This window comes from Chryseobacterium sp. BIGb0232 (assembly GCF_024810195.1).
Classification (GTDB): Bacteria; Bacteroidota; Bacteroidia; order Flavobacteriales; family Weeksellaceae; genus Chryseobacterium; species Chryseobacterium pennae.
The window spans coordinates 245,101-260,003 of sequence record NZ_JANUEH010000006.1 but is presented as its reverse complement, the minus strand read 5'-3'; the positions used below and the strand labels follow the sequence as shown (position 1 = coordinate 260,003).

At 34.7% G+C, this 14,903-nt stretch carries 13 protein-coding genes; all 13 read right to left on the bottom strand.

All coding sequences use genetic code 11. From position 1 onward, the window contains the following. Positions 1-257: 257 nt before the first annotated feature. On the bottom strand, positions 258-938 hold the full coding sequence (locus M2372_RS15820; protein ID WP_123321159.1) for a hypothetical protein: 681 nt from the start codon (positions 936-938) through the stop codon (positions 258-260). A gap of 4 nt (positions 939-942) precedes the next feature. Beyond that, positions 943-1,806, bottom strand: a complete 864-nt coding sequence (rfbD, locus tag M2372_RS15815; protein ID WP_123321158.1) for a dTDP-4-dehydrorhamnose reductase — start codon at positions 1,804-1,806, stop codon at positions 943-945. A 45-nt stretch (positions 1,807-1,851) separates the two neighbouring features. After that, positions 1,852-2,337, bottom strand: coding sequence for a thioesterase family protein (locus M2372_RS15810; RefSeq protein ID WP_115970018.1), 486 nt, complete (start codon positions 2,335-2,337; stop codon positions 1,852-1,854). 70 nt (positions 2,338-2,407) lie between these two features. After that, positions 2,408-2,911: an OmpH family outer membrane protein gene (locus tag M2372_RS15805; protein WP_115970017.1), complete on the bottom strand. Its 504-nt coding sequence runs from the start codon at positions 2,909-2,911 to the stop codon at positions 2,408-2,410. 66 nt (positions 2,912-2,977) lie between these two features. Next, the gene (locus tag M2372_RS15800) at positions 2,978-3,532 is read right to left on the bottom strand and encodes an OmpH family outer membrane protein (protein ID WP_115970030.1); all 555 of its coding nucleotides are present in this window, start codon (positions 3,530-3,532) and stop codon (positions 2,978-2,980) included. Positions 3,533-3,540: 8 nt separating this feature from the next. Further along, complete coding sequence (gene bamA, locus M2372_RS15795) at positions 3,541-6,075, bottom strand: outer membrane protein assembly factor BamA (RefSeq protein ID WP_123321157.1); 2,535 nt, start codon at positions 6,073-6,075, stop codon at positions 3,541-3,543. A gap of 27 nt (positions 6,076-6,102) precedes the next feature. Beyond that, positions 6,103-6,852 carry an isoprenyl transferase gene (locus M2372_RS15790; RefSeq protein ID WP_115970015.1) on the bottom strand — a complete coding sequence of 250 codons (750 nt, stop codon included), beginning with the start codon at positions 6,850-6,852 and terminating at the stop codon, positions 6,103-6,105. A gap of 5 nt (positions 6,853-6,857) precedes the next feature. Beyond that, positions 6,858-7,748, bottom strand: coding sequence for a DUF6089 family protein (locus M2372_RS15785; protein WP_123321156.1), 891 nt, complete (start codon positions 7,746-7,748; stop codon positions 6,858-6,860). 213 nt (positions 7,749-7,961) lie between these two features. Beyond that, a complete protein-coding gene (locus M2372_RS15780; protein WP_123321155.1) occupies positions 7,962-10,460 on the bottom strand; it encodes an exopolysaccharide transport family protein in 2,499 nt (832 codons plus the stop codon). Positions 10,461-10,464: 4 nt separating this feature from the next. Continuing rightward, positions 10,465-11,334, bottom strand: a complete 870-nt coding sequence (locus M2372_RS15775) for a polysaccharide biosynthesis/export family protein (RefSeq protein WP_115970012.1) — start codon at positions 11,332-11,334, stop codon at positions 10,465-10,467. A gap of 35 nt (positions 11,335-11,369) precedes the next feature. Beyond that, on the bottom strand, positions 11,370-12,488 hold the full coding sequence (locus M2372_RS15770; protein ID WP_123321154.1) for a glycosyltransferase family 4 protein: 1,119 nt from the start codon (positions 12,486-12,488) through the stop codon (positions 11,370-11,372). 103 nt (positions 12,489-12,591) lie between these two features. Further along, positions 12,592-13,593 (bottom strand): glycosyltransferase family 2 protein, encoded by a 1,002-nt coding sequence (locus M2372_RS15765; RefSeq protein ID WP_123321153.1) that lies wholly within the window; start codon positions 13,591-13,593, stop codon positions 12,592-12,594. 3 nt (positions 13,594-13,596) lie between these two features. Continuing rightward, positions 13,597-14,667 (bottom strand): formimidoylglutamase, encoded by a 1,071-nt coding sequence (locus tag M2372_RS15760; RefSeq protein WP_123321152.1) that lies wholly within the window; start codon positions 14,665-14,667, stop codon positions 13,597-13,599. Between the last annotated feature and the right edge of the window lie 236 nt (positions 14,668-14,903).

Here is a 14,903-nt window from a genome sequence, read left to right as displayed (position 1 = left end):
TCTTTATCTTTCGTAGTATATAATGTTTCTGCTTATCTAAAAGCTCTCCTGCGCTTACCGAATCTCTCTCGTTTTTCAGTGGGGCAAAGATAGAGTCTTCTCCTTTACCACGCAACTTTATTTAACATAAAGTTTACATTAAAGTAACATACTACCCTTAAAGTTCTGATTAGTTGAGAGAAAAATTTTAAACAAATTTTAATTAATCCGGTATCTTAATATAGGTAAAAGATACATTGATACTTCTAATGACAATTTTATGGAGTCTTTTCAGTATAAATAGCGCTTAAAAACTCCGCAAATGATTTTTCCAAACCAATAACATCTCCTGATTTCAGGTTTAAGCCTCCAACTCCAGAAGTGTCCGGCTTAATTTTTAAAGATGAGATCTGGAAATACAGATTGTCATCATTGGTCTTAGGCTGTACTTTCACCGTTGACCCTAAAAGTTTCTTGGTTGAGATAGTATAAACTTCTCCAGGAACAATTTTAAATTTTAAAAATGACCTTGGTGTTATGGTATAGTCCTTCTTATTAACATTAATCTTCTGATCTTTTTCAGAGGAAGCAAATATATAGAGAGAACCATCCAGAATTTTCAATTTTTCTTTCGGGGTATAATATAATGCTATCTTATAATTGGAAGGATTGAAAGCCTGAGGTGATCCGTCAATATTTTCAAAAGGTTTTATAACAAAAGTATTGGCACCAATTTCTTTTGCTTTTTTATATACTAATGAAAAAACTGTTGCATCATCTTTTGAGAACCCCTGTACTTCTGCTTCTCCTAAATAAATTGCTTCATTTTCTGCATTATCTTTTTTATAGAGAAACTTATCTGCATTATCACTGGTTTTCTCAACCTTACTCAGATAAACATTTTGTGCATTCCAAAGCTGAATACACAATACGGAAAAGATGATGGCTATATTTTTCATAAAATTATTGTTGTATAAGTAAGTCAACACATTCTTCAAGGCTATATTCCCAGTGTTTTGGTTCAATTTTATAAACCTCCTCTATTTTATCCAGAGACATTGTACTTCTTACAGGTCTTTTGGCTGGAGTTGGATATTGCTCGGTGGTTAATGGGTTCAACTGTACTGAAGATTTTGAAAACTCTGCAATTTTCTTTGCGAACTCAAACCAAGTAGTTTCCGGATAGTTTGAAAAGTGGAAAATTCCAAAGGTTTTATGAGGAGCTTCAATAATTTCCATGATGGCTGCTGCAAGGTCATTAGCATTTGTAGGCTGCCCAAACTGATCTGCTACGATTCCCAATTCGGTTTTCTGGGAAAAGAGATTCAACATTGTTTTCACAAAGTTCTTATTAAACTCAGAATACAACCATGAAGTTCTCAGAATAATTGTTTTAGGGTTAATTTCCAATGCAAGTTCTTCTCCTTGTCTCTTTGATTCCCCATACACTCCTATCGGATTGGTAAAATCATCTTCTGAATAAGGCAGGTTTGTATCTCCATCAAAAACATAGTCTGTAGACACATGGATCAGAATGGTTTTATACTCAATACATGCCTGAGCAAGGTTGGCTACACCATCTGCGTTTACAGCAAATGCTCTTTCTTTTTCTTTTTCCGCCAAATCTACAGCTGTATATGCGGAAGCATTGATACAGTAATCCGGTTTATTATCATAGAAAAAATCATTAACCTGTTCTTCACTGGTCACATCTAAGGTTGCAGAATCTGTAAAAAGAAATTCATATTGATTTTCAAAATCGGGAGCTATTTTTCTGATACAGTTTCCTAATTGGCCATTACTACCTATTACTGCTATTTTTTTCATATATTATTAATTTAAACAATTAAAAAATTCTCAATAGAAATACGACTAAGAATTTTTTGCATTCTGGGATCTTAAAAACTTAACTCTTGCCTGGAAGTCTTTTTGTGGAAGGTCTACATAAAACTTATGAAAAGTTTCTTTTATATCTTCCGGATGAATTTCTGACTTTCTCGTTTTTATGTTGAAATAAATAACGGTTACCCAAAGGACGGCATGAACTGTCTTTTCGTCTAAGCTTTTCATTAGAATTTCAACTTTGGCTGTTCTATCCTGTATGTCGATGGTTTTGCTACTGATGACTACCTGGGTATTGTATCTTACTTCCTTCAGGTAAGCTATTTCGTTCTGAATGGCAATCCAGGTACAGCCTGTCTGTTTGGTATATTCTTCATAAGTAAATCCGTAAAATGTCTCTACATGATCTTCTCTGGCATTGAACATATAATCAAGATATTTTACATTATTCAAATGACCAATCGGGTCGCAATCACTAAACCTTACTTTTACGATAGTTGATACTTCTTTTTCCATTTCGCAAAAATAAACAAACCGCCTCTTTTGGAGGCGGTTTGTCTTATAAATCTTTGTTAATTTGCTGAAATTATTGAATTCCTAATTCTTTCTTTACAGCAGCCGTAGCATCAGCTCCAGCTTTATAAAGGAATGCAGGTGAATTTCCATCCATTACATACTCATAACCGTTAGCTTTAGATACTTTTTCTACAGCGTCGTTCAATTTTTTCTCAATTGGTCCGAAAGCTACTTCTTGCTTAGCCTGAAGATCTTTTTGAGCTTTATCCTGCATTTGAGCTATTTCTTCCTGAATTTTTTGTAATTCACCTTCTCTAGCTTTGTTTTCGTCTGCAGATTTCTTAGGAGCTTCTTCGCTATATTGCTTCAATTTAGCTTGCCCAGCATCGTATTTTTTCTTGATCTCAGCTTGTTTAGTATCGTAGAATGTTTTAAGGTCAGCATCTGCTTTTTTCTTTTCAGGCATTGCATTAAGAACTCCCAATACATCTAAAGTAGCCATTTTTTGAGCTTTTGCCATACCTACAGAAACAACCATCATTACTGCTGCAAATAATACACTTAATTTTTTCATAATTGGTAAATAAATAATTTAATTTGTTTTTAGATTTCAAATTTACGTAAAAGTTAATTTAAAATTTTACTTTTTACTTTTACTTGTAGTTTTCTCTTTTTTATCTGATCCTTTCAGTAAAATAGTTAATACTTTTTCTGTATAATCATATTTTCCCTGAAGAAAAATAACACTAATGTTATTGCTTTTATCAAGAACTATGCCCAACCCATTTTTTTCGGACATTGTTTTGATGGCTCCCCAGATCTGATCCTGGAATGGTAAAACGAGGTTTGTTCTCAGTTTTGTTATTTCCCCATTGGATCCGAAACGTAAACTTGTAGTGGTTTTGATATTTTTATCAAGATCTACAACTTCTTTTTCTCTAAGCTTTAGCTGGTCACCTATCAATAACACTTTTTCACTTTCAAAAGCCGCTTTTTTTCTTTCATACTCTGACTGCATATTCTGAAGTTCAGACTGCCAGGTATCGATCTGAGAATTCAATCTCGCTTCGGCTTCTTTATACTGAGGTAATTTATTTAAAATCTCATTAGTATCTACTACTCCTATTTTCTGGGCATTTCCCAACCCGAAAAGCAAGAGCAATACAAAAGTGATGGTTATTTTAAAGTTCTTCATATTTATAATTATAATGATTGGTTCATCAAGAAGTGCTGTTGCCATCCTGATGGGTTTCCTGATATTGTCTTATCAAATCCATAAGCAAAATCAAACCCGATCAATCCGAACGCACCCATATACACTCTAACTCCGACCCCTACTGATCTCTTCAGCTGGAATGGGTTATAGTTACTCCATGAATTCCAAACGTTACCTCCTTCAGCAAATGTCAAAGCATAAATTTTAGCTGTTTGATTCAATGAGATTGGATATCTTAATTCCAGTGTAAATCTGTTATAGATTGTTCCTCCTCCTCTTTGTGTAATATCATTCGCCTCACCACCGTTATTACTCTGTGTATCATATCCTCTTAAAGGAATCAGTTCTCGACCGTCATATCTACCTCCGAATAATCCTGTACCTCCTACATAGAATCTTTCAAATGGTGGAGCTCCAAGAGTTTTGTTATATCCATCCATGAATCCCATTTCAGCAGAAGATCTTAAAACCAGTTTACCAGCAACTTCATTATAGACGTCTGCTTTAAACTTGATTTTATAGAATTCCATCCAATTATATTTATCAGCAGCTTTCATTGTAGAGTAATCTTTATTACCGAATAATGAATATGGTGGTGTCAGTTTTGCAGAAAGTTCAATATTGGAACCCATTGTCGGGAAGATAGGATCTACCCCGGCAGAGTTTCTGCTTAAACCTAAGTTAATACTAAAGTTATTAGCTGATCCGTTGCTTTCTATTTCATTACCAAACAGGAATTGATAGTTATTAAAGTCATATCTCTGGAACTGTAATCCTGTATACAAAGAGAAATAGTCATCCGGCCAGTTCAGAAGTCTGTTCAGACCTACTGATGCCGAGAAGATATTAAGCTTCTGAGCAGCTCCGTATTGATCGCTATATTTTACTCTTGAGCTATTCAAACTCACAGAAAGTGCTGTAGGTCTTGTTCCGAACAACCAAGGCTCCACGAATGACACTCCATAGTTCTGGAAATACTGTCCTGCCTGTACCTGGATGGAGAAAGTCTGACCATCTCCCTGTGGCACCGGTTTAAAGTCTTTGAACTTAAGGAAGTTTCTTAAGGAGAAGTTATTAAACGTCAATCCAAGGGTACCAATAAAGCTATTTCCTCCATAACCTGCCTGTAGCTGAACCTGAGAAGATCCTTTTTCTACAAGTTTCCAGTTTACATCTACAGTATTATCTGCCTGGTTAGGCTGAATATCCTGTCCGATCTGTTGTGGATCAAAGAATGACATTCCTGCCAAGTCAAAATAGGTTCTTTTGATCTCAGTCTTTTTAAATAATTCTCCCGGTTTTGTTCTTAATGCTCTAAGAATTACGTGGTCATGGGTTGTAACATTCCCTTGCCATGTTACTTTATTCCATGTAGCCTGTTCTCCTTCATTAATCCTGATCTCAAGGTTCACGGCATCACCATTCACCGATTTTTCAACAGGGGTTACATTTGAGAAAAGATATCCGTTATTCATATAAACGGATTTAATATCTGAATCATCTTCTTTACCTCCGTCTTCTCCAACTTTTTTGTTGAATCCTACAGCATCGTAGATATCTCCTTTTTTATATCCTAATAATCTTTGTAAATATTCTGTAGAATAAACCGTATTCCCGGTGAAAGTAATGTCACCGATATAATACTTTTTACCTTCATTAAGCTTTACATTGATCTCATAGTTGTTTTTCTTATTTCTCCATACTGAATCAGAAACGATTTTAGCATCTCTATATCCTAAGGAGTTATAATAATTGACAAGGTTCTGTTTATCTTCCTGATATTTATCTTCAATGAATTTAGAAGACTTCAAAATCCCCCCAATACTAAAACGTTTCTGTTTTGTCTCTTTAAAGGCTTTATTTCTAAGTTTTCTGTCGGTCACACTTTGGTTTCCTTCAAATTCAATATGGTCGATTTTAATTTTTTTACCCTTATCTACGGTAATCGTCCAGTCTACCAAAGCAGGATCCCCGGCATTTACTCTATCCTCAATACTGATTTTAGCATCGGCAAAACCTTTTTTGATATAGTCTTTCGGGATGTTTGTCTTAAGACCTGACACCAGGTTTTGAGTAATCTTTGTACCTGGCTTCAGGTTGTTATCTTTAGCCAGTTTTTCACTTTTTGATTTCCCAATTCCTTTGCCCTTGAATTTCACTTCTCCAAGTTCTTTCAGATCCTGAAGATAGAATTTAAGAACTACAGTTTGTCCTTCAATACTTTGAACGTATACTTCCACTTCAGAAAAAGATTGGGTATCCCAAAGCTTTTTAACAGCATTACTGATTTTCTGTCCTGGAATATCTACGCTTTCTCCTTTGGATAAGCCTGTAAACCTCAGGATCTGAGCTGGCGTATATTTTTTTACCCCATCTACAACAATGTCTTTAAGTGTATAAGTACCTACCTCATTGTCTGCATGCACAGCATTGTTTACTTTTGTGCTGTCTTGTGGAGTTACTTGTCCATAAAAATGTGCAGAAGCAGCAAACATAATGATGGGTAATAGTCTAAACTTCATTTTATCGAGTCTTTCTTTTCTTTAAAATTATTGGCCTTGTATCTGCTCTCCGGTTAATCCGTATCTTCTTTCTTTGTTTTGATAATCAACAATACATTGAAAGAAAATATCTTTGGAGAAATCTGGCCACAGAACATTTAAAAACTGTAGTTCAGCATAAGCAATCTGCCAAAGAAGGAAGTTGCTTATTCTTATTTCACCGCTGGTTCTTATCAGCAGATCTACAGGAGGAAAATCTTTGGTATAGAGATAGTTTTCGAATAATTTTTCATCTATATTCTCTACGTCTACTTTTCCTTCTTTTACGTCTGAACTGATATTTTTTACGGCATTCAGTATTTCATTTTGTGAGCCATAGCTAATAGCCAGTACAAGGTTACCTTTTGTGTTTTCTTTTGTAAGTTCTACCACACGTTCCAGTTGTTCTCTTACTAAGGCAGGCAGTTTTCCAAGATTCCCTATAACATGCATTCTCAATCCTTTGCTAAAGATCTCTTCTGCTTCCAGCAGTAAAGTTTCTACAAGCAAGTTCATGAGTGTATTTACTTCTTCACTGGGACGATTCCAGTTTTCTGAAGAAAATGTGTACAGTGTTAAATAGGGGATATTGATCTCATTACATGCATTAATGGCATTTCTTACTGCATTAATGGCATTTTTGTGACCGAAGGATCTTTCTTCGCCACGAGATTTCGCCCATCTTCCATTACCATCCATAATGATGGCTACGTGTTTTGGTAAATTCTCAGAATTTATTTTATCTTTAATCAACGACATATTAATTAATCACAATAACATGGAGGTCTTCCAAACGAAAACGTTAATCCTAAACTGAATGTATTGATCCAGTCATTAGATCTACTATCTCCAATATTTCTCTTTTTAATAAACTCTTCTTCTCTTTCTTTGGCAACAGCATAATAGTTACCAGACTGTAATAAAGAACCTCCTGTAACCGGATCAAGGATATCGGCATTAAAGGAACTTTTCACATCTTCAGAAAGAATTTTACTATGATCAAGCTGATCAGTTAAAGTATATCTAAAGGTTGCTTCTGCAAATATAGCCCAAGTATGGTTAAATTTGTATTTTAAACCTACTCCAAAAGGGATATGCATGGTAACTTTTTTTCCTAACGTATATTCGGTAGAAGTTTTAAAGTCCGTTTCATTGATAGGAGCTAATGCCACACCGTCAGGATCTCTTCTGAAATCATGTGAAAGATCAGCTTTAGGGGCATCAAACATCAGCGCACCCAGACCTCCAAAAATATATGGACTCACCATACTTATCTGTTCATTATTTACAGGGAAAAAATTATATTCAAACATTAAGCTTGCTTCATATACGTTATTTTTCCCGTACGCATTTCTATTTCTTCTATATTCTTCTTTCGCAGCTTTATCGCTAAACTGAATCTGGTTATACCCTAAATCCAATCTAACAGTCTGATGCGGGTTAAAATTAAATCTGTATAAAATTCCTCCATAAAACGGGATCCCCCAATCCGACATTCTATTTAAATCCAACGGCTTTTGTAAAATATAACTTGTGCTCCCTACATCACCCACTAGGCTACTCATACCTAGACGAACCCCCAATTCGTTTCTTTGTGCTTTAACACTTACCACTCCAAGGAAGGCAAGGAAGCTAAACAATAATTTTTTATTCATAAAAGAATATGGATTTATGGTTATTTTAAAATTTAATTTTTGCAAATATAAAACATTTTTATATTAATGATAATCTTAATGTTTAGTTAAAAATAAACAAAAAAACATAATTTGTTATAAAGTAAACGGCAAACTGGCAAAAATATTCTTTTTTTCATAGAATGAAAATTCACAAAGTATGAAAAAACCCCCATCAAATGAGGGTTTAAGGCTCTATTTTTTATTAAACATTGCCTGTACTTTGTTCCGTATTCTAATCAATAACGGTTCTTTATAATTTTTATCTTCATCAAAATAACCATAGCCATAGCCATATCCGTAGCCATAACCATATCCGTAACCATAACCCTGTTTGGTATTATAGTCATTGTAAACAAGTCCTAAATGTTCAATTTCATTATTCTGATATTTCTCTGTAATAAGTTTCATCATATACTTCTCTGTATATTCATGACGTACTACATAGATATTGGCATCAGAATATTTCATCAGTTCATAGGAATCTGCTACAAGACCTACCGGTGGTGAATCTATAATAATGTAGTCATATTTTTCTTTCAGTTCCTCTATAAATTTCACATTCTTCTGGCTCATCAGCAATTCTGAAGGATTCGGAGGGATAGGTCCTGAAGTGGCAACGTCCAGATTAGGAATTTTTGTGGTATTAATAATCTGATCAATATTTACTTCTCCTGTAAGGTAATTTGAAATACCATATTTGTTATCAATCTTAAAGTCTCCGAATATTTTAGGTTTTCTAAGGTCCATTCCCAAAAGGATTGTTTTCTTATCACTTAATCCTAATACAGAGGCCAGATTAATGGAAACATAAGTCTTTCCTTCTCCACCTACGGAGGAGGTTACTAGGATTACTTTACCATTTTCCTGTTCATTATGCATCAGGAACCTCATATTGGCTCTAATACCCCTAAACGCCTCTGAAACAGATGATTTCGGCTGCTCCAAAACAGTAAGCATATTTTCACTATTGTTATTCCCGATCACTCCAAGAAGCGGAATCTTCGTAGCACCAAGTAATTCTTTGATGTTTCTGATTTTATTATCCAGCAGTTCACCGATCAGGATAAATAGTATGGGAAGCAATAACATTCCTCCAATTATTCCTGCTTTTGCCATTTTAATATTTGGACTTACAGGTCCCTGCCCGATGTTCTTAGCTGGGTCGATCACACTGATATCAGACTGATTGGTTGCTACGTTCAGTCTCGCTTCATTCTGTCTGTTTAGAAGGCTACTGTAGGTAGCTTCAATCATATTATACCCTCTTTCAGCATCCAGATATTTTCTTTCTTTTTCAGGATAAGACTGTAAATCAGAATTAGCATCTGCAACCTGACGGTCAATTTTATTGATCTCATCATAATATTTGGTATAATAATTCTTAAGACTGTTAAAGGAACCTGTTTTAGCTTCGCTAATCAACCTATTGACCTCTTTCATTGGTTCAGAAGTAGGTTTATAGATCAAAGCGAGTTCTGATCTTTTTGTATACAGTGCTTTAAGCTCAGTCACAGAAGCAGAGAAAAACCCGTCTTCAAATCCTGCTGCATTGGTAGCAATCATTTTATCAAAATTTTGTGACTGAAGGGTATTTCTAATATTATTCAGAGAAGTGATCTTGCTTACGATATCAGCTTTTTTGGCTTCAAGCTCTTTAATTTCTTCAAGGGACTTCTCATCTCTATTTTTAATGTTATAGAGTTTTTCCGATGTTTTCAGGTAGTTCAGAACTGTGGCGGCTGAATCCAGTTTTTTGCGTATTCCATCAAGGCTCCCCTGCAGATAAACCGTTGTATTTTTGTTAACGATATTTTTATCTTCAAGTCTTTTTTTCTGGAGTTCAGTTACGGATTTATTCAGGAAGCTAACTGTACTGTTAAGATTATAGCCTTTTTTACTGATAATCATAATCGTACTAATCTCTTTATCAAAGCCAACACCAATGGTAGATACAATATCATTAACGCCCTGGTTTATTGTCATTAAGTTGACGATAATATTATCAAGTTTGATATTAGGAGTAACCGGATTATGAACCAACTTAAATCTCAGATTTGGAGAAGTATACCATTCATTGATTCTGATAATCTTATTGGCAGGCCTGTTATAGGTATTAATATTATGATAGCTTTCTGATTCATAACTATATAAACTGGTAGATTGCCCTTCTTCCGGTAATACTACTTCATAAGTACCATTTCCTTTGGGTAATAATGTAATAGCGTAGTTAATCTGCTGAAGATGCTTTTTATCAATTTCAATAAAAACCGGGGAGTCATACTTGTCCAGATAAGTAGATTTTACAAGTCCTTTGGTAGAGTAATTTAAAAAAAGGCTTAATTCTTTAACTAAATACTCGTTATGAGATCTTGAAAAGAGCATTTTCTTTAAATAAACTCCATCCTGATTTCCGCTTTGTCCCCAAATGAAGTTAATAGACTGATTAGGACTAAAATAACTTGAAGTACTATTCGATATACTCAAAGACAGGTCTGAAGAATATACATTCTGTGCATAATATTTACTATATACCCAAGATATGGCATAGCCAATAAGGAACATAAAAGCAAACCAATACCAGTTTTTAAGTAATCTTCTTAAAAAATGTTCAAAATTAAACAACGCAAAAGTCCCATACTTCTCTTTTGGAGCTTCGCTTTTTCCTACTGCGGTATCTTTTCCTGGAATCATGGGATTAAAGTCTTTGTAGGATTGTATATAGGGTTAACGCTGTTGTAATTGCTGTAACACCGGTAAGCAGGGTCTGAATAGGATCTTTACCGAATCCGTTCAAGCTTTTTCTTCTGGTGTTAAGATAAATTTCATCTCCGTTCTGTAGATAGTAATAAGGAGAGTTCATCAGATCTTCACGGGTAAGATCAATTTTAGCAATTTTAATTCCTTCCGGAAGTTTTCTATGGATAACAATTTCTTTTTTATCAATTGTTCTGTTCAGTCCACCATTAATAGCCAGCGCTTCAGTAATGGTAAGGGTATTCTTATGGGCAACTTTTTCACCTGACATTCCTGTAGTTTCCACGTCACCAAGAATATAATAGGTAATTCCGTCTGTATTCAGTCTCACCTCGGATTTCCCTTCCTGGAAGTTTTCATTTACTTTGCCCTGAATTTCTTTTGCTACATCGTCAAGTGTTCTTCCTTCTGCTTTAATGTAGCCTATTCCGAAAATATTAATATCTCCGTTGTTATCCACTTTCAATCCATTAAAATAGAAATTGACATTTCCTCCGATCGTTGAACCTACTCCACCTGCTCTTCCACCACTTGCCGCTGAACTGTTTATAGCTCCGCCCCCCGTTCCGCCTGAAACGTTATAAGCAGAGTAAAACTGTGCTGCATCTCCTTTGGGAGTGGTCAAAATATTAAGGTTAAGCATATCATTTTTGGTAATCCTGTAGATAGGGATATTGTAGGGAACAAGACCTTCTTCATTAACTACAAGGCTCTCACTAGGCTGTAAGTATCTTACATCTTTTGTTGTGATACACGAGGTAACTAAAAAAGGCAATAATATTAAAAATAAATACTTAAAGTTCTTCATCATATTTGAATATTGTTTACAAAAGTAATATTTAATTGTTAATTTTTCTTATTTCTTAATTTATATATCAGATCCGGCAAATATGCACCTATGAAACCTAATGATATAATAACCAACAGCAAGAGATTCACGTTGATATGTCTCAGATAATAAGCAACTGCTACGATCATTAAATAGTATAGAATAATATAGAATGTGGACCTTCTATGAGTAAGATCTAGCTTCAGAAGTTTGTGATGGATATGATTCTTATCAGCGTCAAAAGGTGACTTTTTGTTATAAAGTCTTACAAAGATCACATTCAGGGTATCCACAATCGGAAGGATCAGAATGGCTACAGCCACTACCGGAGCAGACTGAAGATGATATTTTGGTACATCAACAAGCTTTTTATCAATAAAAATATCAATAAAACAAATGGACGTGAATGCCAGCAGAAAGCCCAAAAGCATGGACCCTGTATCTCCCATGAATACTTTATTCGTTCTGTAATTCGATAAATTATAGTATAAAAATGCCAAAACAGTACCTATAATCACTACTGACAGAACAACCAGTGGATAGTTGTACTCTCCTAATCTATAATAGCTTATTCCGAACAATGCACTGCAGATCACAGAATATCCGCCTGCCAGTCCATCAATCCCGTCAATCAGATTAAAGGCATTGATAAGAATAATAAAAGTTACAATACTGAATAGGACACTCACAAAATAACCCAGTTCATATACTCCGAATATTCCGAATAAGCTTCGGATTCTGATATCTGAACCAATGACAATTAATGAGGACACCAAGATCTGTGCAACGAGTTTTTTGTATGCTCTCATCACCACAATATCATCCATTACTCCAATGTACAGTAGGATAATAAGTGAAGCAAAAAGGAATTTATACAGATCAAACAGCTCATACGCAAAAATGGAAGCACATATCCCAATGGAATAAAAGATAGCAATCCCTCCAAGATTTGGAATTTTTCTAAGATGTGAACTCCTTATACCCGGTTCATCCATCAGGTTCTTCCTTCTGGAGATCTTCACAATGGTAGGTATGGAGAAAAAAGTAATTAAAAAGGAGAATACGAAACCTAATCCTATTTTTACATAGAAAATAGGTATCCCCGATCCGCTTAAGAACAATTCAAAGTTTTTCATTCTTTTCTTATCCTGTACACATTGTCTCTTCAATTAAAAAATTAATGATGCTGATATGCTTCATTATATTCTACTATTCGAAACAATAGTACGTCATTTGTGTTTATATCAATTTTCTTATCAATTTTTTCTGTCCGGCAAAAAATAACAGATAAAAAATCTTTTTTTTCACCGGCAAAGATAAAAGATAATTTGTACCAAAACGACTATAGTTCAATATATCTTGAATTTTTATTTGTCTCTCTCTTATGAAAACAGACAGCTTATCAGACATGCTGTAAAACGCCTGTTCTTCTTTTACAAAAGCCAGATAGGCCAGAAAAGAATACACTCCTTCAAAAATCTGAAAGTTTTTCAGCTCTTTTTTCTTATGAGCGTATTTTGATTTCCCAAAAACATTTTCCACATCCTGTACTGCCTTCAGTATATCAAGTCCTTTTTCCGTATGAGTCTTTGTTATAGAATCTGTACGTTCAAGGTATTGATAATGAAAGTTCTGAGTCTGGGCAATCGTTTCACTTTCCAGAAGCAGCTGTGGAATAAGCTGAATATCTTCAAAATGAACTCCTTTTTTAAATCTTTTCTGATTAAAAAGTTCTTTTTTAAACAATTTATTGCAGGCAAAATAGCTGATATCCGAAAAAACAGAAAAATGATCTTCCAGTTTTATTTTTTCCGGCATATGGGGAATCTGCGTCAGCTTTTGGGTTACCTGTCCGTTTTCATCTACTTTTTGAATATTGCAGATCACAATTTCCGACTGATGCTTTTCAGCCAGCAGGATCATTTCTTCAAACATTGTTTCTGCAACATAATCATCACTGTCCACAAAGCCGATATAATCTCCTGTCACCTTGTCCAAACCAAAATTTCTGGCATCACTTAATCCGCCGTTTTCCTTGGTAAAAGCTCTTATTTTGTTGGGATATTTTTCAGCATATTCTTTAATGATCTTCCCGGAATTGTCTTTACTTCCATCATCTATCACAAGAATTTCAATATTCTGATGACTCTGATTCACCAGGGAATCGAGGCATTTTGTCAAATAACTTTCGACATTATAAACAGGTACAATGATGGAAATTCTTGAGGGAACGTTTGTCATACATTAAAATTTCGTCAGTCTTGCATTCAGCCAGCCTTTTTTAGCATCATCAAAATCCTTTCTTGAGCAGGGAATGCAGTTTTCTATATTTTCATCGTCACCAAAATACCACAAATTACTGAAAGTATCACGCTTAAATGCAAATTGTCTGTCATCTATCAGAACATAGAACATTTCATATTGCCTTTCTTTGGGATGTGAGTGCTGGATATTGATTCCTTCGATCAGATACCACAGCATCTGTGCCAGTAGCTGATGGTTCAGCTGATTTTCTGAATAAATATTATAATTAAAGATCCCTACCGTCTTCAGGTCTTCACTCAGACCAATTTCTTTCATATAGGCACAAATCTCTCTTCTGTTCAATCCATTTACTTGCGGATTCATAGAAAAAGGCTCACTAAAGCTTTCAATAGCATCACAATTTACTGTAACCAGATCTGCTTTTCTGAAGAAAGGTTCTGTTTTCTCTGTAGAATTCATCATTTCGGCTAAGCGGATGATATCAAACTCCACTTCTTTGATGAGTCGTACAGAATCCATTTCATTCAAATGTTTCTGATACCCTAAATGATGATAATTTTTAATGGAAAAACTCTTAGCACCTAAAATTTTCCCTAAAAATGTATATTCATTGATCTCTTCTCCCTGTTTAAGGGAAATAATATTACTAATCTGGGTATAATTGATGCTTTTCTGGTGGAAATTCAAGGCTGAAAACAGTGAAAATGCAAAATCATTGGAACCTCCGATAATTACCGGAAGTGCTCTTTTATAATGACAGGCAGACAAAACTTCCTGTAAAATATAATGGGTATCCTGAACAGATTTTCCTGAAACCAGATCGCCAAGATCCACTATCGGAATTTCAAAATCCAATTGTGAAAGTTTATAAAATTCTTTTCTGACCGCCGTAAAATCCTGTACCTCTGCATCGCCGCCTGCTCCTCTATAATCTGAGACAAACAAAAGAACAATACTGTCTTCTCTTATATCTTTTGTGATCCTATTCCCGATCTGCCAGCTTTCTGTTTTAAAATTTCTTGGTGAAATGATAAAGTCTTCAAAATCCATATTTTAACCTGAAAATATAATAGTTTAATAATTGCTTGATCTAACAAACATACAAAAAAACACCGCAACTGAGAATCCTGCGGAGACTTTTATTCATAAAAAAAGCCGCTAACACTATTTGTTAACGGCTTTGTATTATATGATTAATATTACTTATTCTTAGCAGATATAATGCTTAGTTCATTCAATAAACCATTATCTTATTTTTTTGTTTTCTATTTTAAAATCCCTGTTGT